Below are 274 nucleotides of genomic sequence, written 5' to 3' on the forward strand. Positions count from 1 at the left end.
GTAATTATTTACAAGTTTAAAAAGATATATATAGGAAAAAATATGTCTATATATATAAGAAAGGGTGATAATTTTGGAAAAATCAAAACCAAGAAGAGATGATAATAAAAATAAATCAATAGAAAATATAGTAAACCATTCACAAGGAGACCTAGATCTTTTATCAAATTTAGAGCAAGTTCAAGTTGTAAATAGTAAGGGAAGTAGTAAAAAAGATAATAGCCTTCCTAAAAATAATATGATTTAAAATAAATAGTATATTTTAGACAAGACA

The 274-nt window shown here is 22.6% G+C and carries 1 protein-coding gene; it reads left to right on the forward strand.

The window, feature by feature from the left end; all coding sequences use genetic code 11:
* The first annotated feature begins 73 nt into the window (after nucleotides 1-73).
* Nucleotides 74-247 carry a hypothetical protein gene (locus tag G3997_RS02935; RefSeq protein WP_296647831.1) on the forward strand — a complete coding sequence of 58 codons (174 nt, stop codon included), beginning with the start codon at nucleotides 74-76 and terminating at the stop codon, nucleotides 245-247.
* The last annotated feature ends 27 nt before the right edge of the window (nucleotides 248-274 follow it).

Origin of the sequence: Romboutsia sp. 13368 (genome assembly GCF_018336475.1) — a bacterium.
Taxonomy (GTDB): Bacteria; Bacillota; Clostridia; order Peptostreptococcales; family Peptostreptococcaceae; genus Romboutsia.